Below are 4,598 nucleotides of genomic sequence, written 5' to 3'. Positions count from 1 at the left end.
CAACCGAAGCAGCGCCTGCCACTGGCGCAGCGGACGTGATTGTCGACATCACTTCGACCGGCGCGACGCTCAAGGCGAACGGGCTCAAAATTGTTTCAGATGGAATAATATTGAAAAGCGAGGCCGTTCTGGCGGTGTCTGCAAATTCGTCATGGAGTCAGGCTGCTCTGAAGTCCCTGTCACTATTGGGCGGTGCAGCAAATGTTGAAGAATTGCTCATATTGAAAAATTTGAATTCACAATCTTGACACACGCAATAAAGCGCGGCCATATGACACGGCAAGTTTCTGGGAGGAAACGCTGCAAACGGTGGAAGGCGCGGAAGCTGGTGGAAGCTCTCCGCGCCTTTTTTCATTTCCGAAAAAATTCAGGTCCACCAGGACGGTCCGGAGCAACGGCTCAGGTGAGGTAGGGGGCGTTTTGGACATCACCCCGGTCCGTCTTGGCTTCCTGATTATCAATAAGGGATTATCGATAAACGTCAATCATAATTATCGTTTTTCGATTAAACTTTTTTCATGATGCGGATCAGTACAGCTTAATCGTCAGCTTGTAGCGGGCGTGCACCAGCCCGTGAGTTGACTTCGCCCATCGGCGCGGCCAAGCGTGGACCAAACAGGATTTTGCGCACGCAAGGAGTTATCATGAGCGATCCGCGCCAGCACATCATGCCGGTCTACAGGCCGCCAGAGCAGGTTTTCGAGAAGGGGGAGGGCGTCTGCCTCTTCACCGAGGACGGCACGCGATATCTCGATTTCATCGCCGGCATCGCCGTGAACGCGCTGGGCCACGCTCATCCCGCCATGGTCGAGGCCCTGCAGGAGCAGGCCGGCAAGCTGTGGCACACTTCCAACATGTTCCGCGTGCGCGGCGCCGAAGAACTGTCCGACAAGATCTGCCGCGATACATTCGCTGACCGCGTCTTCTTCACCAATTCCGGCACCGAAGCCGTCGAATGCGCCATCAAGTCCGCCCGCAAATACCACTGGGCGAATGGCAATGAAGCGCGCATCGACATCATCACCTTTACCGGCGCGTTCCACGGCCGCTCGCTCGGCGCAATCAATGCCGGCGGCAATCCGAAATATCTTGAAGGCTTCGGCCCGAAATTGCCGGGCTTTGTGCACCTTGAATGGGGCGACCATGACGCTTTGAAGACGGCAGCGGCCCAGCCGACCACAGCTGCCATTTTCGTTGAGCCTGTCCAGGGTGAGGGTGGCGTACGTGCCATGCCCGACGCCTGTCTGATCGGGCTGCGTGAGCTTTGCGATGAGCAAGGCATCCTGCTGATCTATGATGAAGTCCAGTGCGGCATGGGCCGGACAGGAAAACTGTTCGCTCACGAATGGGTTGAAGGCGCCGCGCCGGATATCCTGTGCTCGGCCAAGGGCATTGGCGGCGGTTTCCCGTTTGGCGCCTGCCTGACGACCGAAGCGGTCGGCGAGCACATGCAGCCCGGCAGCCATGGATCGACCTATGGCGGCAACCCGCTCGCCATGGCGGTCGGCAATGTCGTCTGGGACATCATTTCCAGCGAAGACTTCCTGGCTGAAGTGCGCCGGGTCTCCGGCACACTGGCGCAGGGCCTGAAAAGCATCGCTGACAGCCATCCGGACAAGGTCGAAGCGGTGACCGGCAAAGGGCTGCTCACCGGTCTCAAGATGAAGTCCGATCCGAAGAGCCTGCAAGGCGTCTGCCGTGACAAGAACCTGCTGGTCGGTGTGGCCGGGAACATGGTTCTGCGTCTCGCGCCGCCACTTGTCATCACGGATGATAATGTGCGTGAAGCCACCGGCATCATCGACGCTGCGCTGTCAGAATGGGAAGGCTGAAGCCAAAATATCTCCTGGCGGCCCTATTGGCGTCAGGGTGTACGCCCGATGCCCCTGTGACCGACCTGTCGCAGGAAACTCTGGCTGATGCAGCAGAACTCTGTGAGCTCGTCCGCACCGACTATGCCTATTACCCGGACCGGCAGGAAAATTGGGAGGCCGCATGTGCAGGCTTCGCCGGCATGCTCGGCCCCGTCACGACTAAGCCGGAACAATTGCGCGCGCTCGAAACACTGGTCGATGCGCTTTACGATCCACATGCGACGTTCGGTACGCATTCCGGCCTGTCGCCGCGTGTCGTGCCGTCAGGGTCCGACTATTGGCTCGAAGGTGACCGCGTCACGGCTGTGCGGCCGGGCAGCGCCGCGGCGCGAGCGGGTCTCGTAGTGGGTGACCAGATTGTCGCCATCAATGGTCGCCCACTGGCCGATGCGATAGTTACGCGCCTCCACCCCAAGAACGCTTCCTCTAGCGAGACCCAGAAGGCCTGGGCGCTGAACGCGGCGGCGGCGGGCTACCGCGATGAGCCCCGTTCGGTGACCATCTCGCGCATTTCCGAGTCTGAGACGCTGTCTCTTGATGGCTATGTCACTGACGCGCAGCAGGTGCCGCTGTCGTCCCGGATTCTGGACGGGAATGTCGCGTATATCCGCCTGCATGACTCGCTCGGGGATTCGCGCACGGTCGCCGCCTTCGATGCCGCGATGGACACGATGCGAGAGGCAAATTCATGGATCGTCGATCTGCGCGACACACCCGGCGGTGGCGACACGAACGTGGCAGAACCCATACTGGGCCGCTTCCTGTCGAAGGCGGCGGAATATCAACAAATCCGTCCGACGGACGCGCCGGAATGGGTGAAGACCGCAGAGCCCCATGGAGACTGGACGGCGAAAGGCCCGGTTGCTGTTCTGGTCGGTCGCTGGACAGGCAGCATGGGCGAAGGGCTGGCCATTGGCTTTGACGGCATCGAGCGGGGCGAGGTGTTTGGCAGCGACATGGCGCGCCTGGCTGGAGGCGTTGAAGATTACCGGCTCAGCCAGACCGGCTTTCCCATCCGCCTACCCGCTTACGACCTTGCCCATTTGAATGGTACGCCGCGCCATGAATGGTCTCCGCCCCATCAGGTTGTGGCTGACAATGGCGACGGACCAGACCTTGCGCTAGCAGCCGCACTCGACTGGATCGGCAGGCCAGAGGATTGAGGCTGGCATGGCTGCGCGGCTACGTTAGAATGAACATATGAGCAAAGTACGTGTTGCCTGTGTCCAGATGCGGTCTGGTGTGGAGATCGCCCCGAATATCGTGGCGGCCTCTGACCTGATCCGCGACGCGGCGGGGCAGGGGGCGCAACTGGTGACAACCCCGGAGATGACCAATCTGCTGGACATACGTCCCGGCAAGGCACGGCCAAAGATTGTTCCGGAGGCGGATGACCAGACGCTCGGGGCAATGCGCGGGCTGGCGGCTGAGCTTGGCATCTGGATGCTGATCGGTTCCATCGCCGTGACCCTCGCAGGCGAGGACCGGCTCGCCAATCGGTCTGTCCTGATCGCGCCGGATGGCTCCGTCCGGGCCCGCTATGACAAGATCCACATGTTCGATGTCGAAGTGGGCGACGGGCAGAGCTATCGCGAAAGCCGCGCTTACCGGCCGGGCGAGCGCGCCGTGCTGGCGGAGACCGAGTTCGGCAAGCTGGGGATGACCATCTGCTATGATGTTCGCTTCCCGCATCTCTATCGCAAGCTTGCGCAGGCGGGCGCAGGCATCCTGACGATCCCGGCAGCGTTCACGCGCGTGACGGGCAAGGCGCACTGGCATGTCCTCGTCCGGGCGCGCGCCATCGAGACCGGCAGCTTCGTCATCGCCCCCGCGCAGGGCGGCAAGCATGAAGACGGCCGCGAGACCTTCGGCCACTCTCTGATCGTCTCCCCCTGGGGCGAGGTGTTGGCGGAGAAGGCGGATGATGAACCGGGTGTGATCCTTGCCGATCTGGATCTGGACGCTGTGGCGAAAGCGCGGCGCCGCATCCCGTCGCTCGGGAATGATCAGGACATTCGCTTCAAGGACTGACGATCAGCGTCCCAAGCGCCGGCGGAATTCCTCATAGCCGAAATCGGACAGGCTCTCGATGATGCCGTCTTCCCAGCGGACCGCCAGATTTGCCAGCGGCGTGCCGTTGAACGTGTTCGTCTTGACGAAGGAATAATGCATCTGGTCGGTGAAGATGATTGTGTCGCCGGGCTTAAGCGGCGCGTCAAAGGAGTATTCGCCGATCACGTCACCCGTCATGCAGGTCTTGCCGCCGAAACGATAAGTGTGTGCCTTCTGGCCGGGCTGGCCCGCGCCGATCACGTCCGGCCGGTAGGGCACTTCCAGCACGTCCGGCATATGGGTCGAGGCGGAGGCGTCGAGAATCGCCAGATCCACCTCGTTCCAGTGCAGCGCCAGCACGGTCGCATACAGCTCGCCCGTGTTCACGACGAGGCCCGCGCCCGGCTCCAGCACGACTTCCACGCCAAAGCGCGTCTTGAACGCCTTGATGGCCGCGATCAGCGCGTCGACGTCATAGCCTTCCTTGTTCAGGAAATGGCCACCGCCGAAATTCACCGTGTTCACCTGCTCGATATACTGGCCGAAATTGTCGGCGACGAATTCGATCAGGCCGACCGAGCCCTCGTGCAGGCTCTCGCACAGGGCGTGGACATGGAAGATGTCGATGCCGGACCAGTCGACCTGGTCGAGCTTTGACGGCACTTCGCCAAA

General features: G+C 61.3%; 3 protein-coding genes and 2 pseudogenes. 4 read left to right on the top strand and 1 reads right to left on the bottom strand.

Going from position 1 to position 4,598, the window contains the following annotated elements:
* The 4 genes and pseudogenes from B4F73_RS13885 to B4F73_RS13870 form a co-directional block, all read left to right on the top strand.
* Positions 1-248: pseudogene (locus B4F73_RS13885) on the top strand (ATP phosphoribosyltransferase); the annotation flags it as partial.
* Between the two features lie 396 nt (positions 249-644).
* On the top strand, positions 645-1,832 hold the full coding sequence (locus tag B4F73_RS13880; RefSeq protein ID WP_290483559.1) for an aspartate aminotransferase family protein: 1,188 nt from the start codon (positions 645-647) through the stop codon (positions 1,830-1,832).
* A complete protein-coding gene (locus B4F73_RS13875; protein WP_290483558.1) occupies positions 1,820-3,037 on the top strand; it encodes a S41 family peptidase in 1,218 nt (405 codons plus the stop codon). The genes B4F73_RS13880 and B4F73_RS13875 overlap by 13 nt, the downstream gene beginning before the upstream one ends.
* A gap of 37 nt (positions 3,038-3,074) precedes the next feature.
* A complete protein-coding gene (locus B4F73_RS13870; protein WP_290483557.1) occupies positions 3,075-3,905 on the top strand; it encodes a carbon-nitrogen hydrolase family protein in 831 nt (276 codons plus the stop codon).
* A gap of 3 nt (positions 3,906-3,908) precedes the next feature.
* Here B4F73_RS13870 and B4F73_RS13865 read toward each other — a convergent pair.
* Positions 3,909-4,598: pseudogene (locus B4F73_RS13865) on the bottom strand (carboxynorspermidine decarboxylase); the annotation flags it as partial.

Source organism: Hyphomonas sp. UBA3601 (assembly GCF_002375605.1).
GTDB lineage: Bacteria > Pseudomonadota > Alphaproteobacteria > Caulobacterales > Hyphomonadaceae > Hyphomonas.
This window is presented reverse-complemented; position numbering and strand designations above follow the sequence as displayed.

Coding starts and splice junctions, on each gene's coding strand:
- B4F73_RS13880 (WP_290483559.1), top strand. CDS start 645: ATGAGCGATCCGCGCCAGCACATCATGCCGGTCTACAGGCCGCCAGAG.
- B4F73_RS13870 (WP_290483557.1), top strand. CDS start 3,075: ATGAGCAAAGTACGTGTTGCCTGTGTCCAGATGCGGTCTGGTGTGGAG.
- B4F73_RS13875 (WP_290483558.1), top strand. CDS start 1,820: ATGGGAAGGCTGAAGCCAAAATATCTCCTGGCGGCCCTATTGGCGTCA.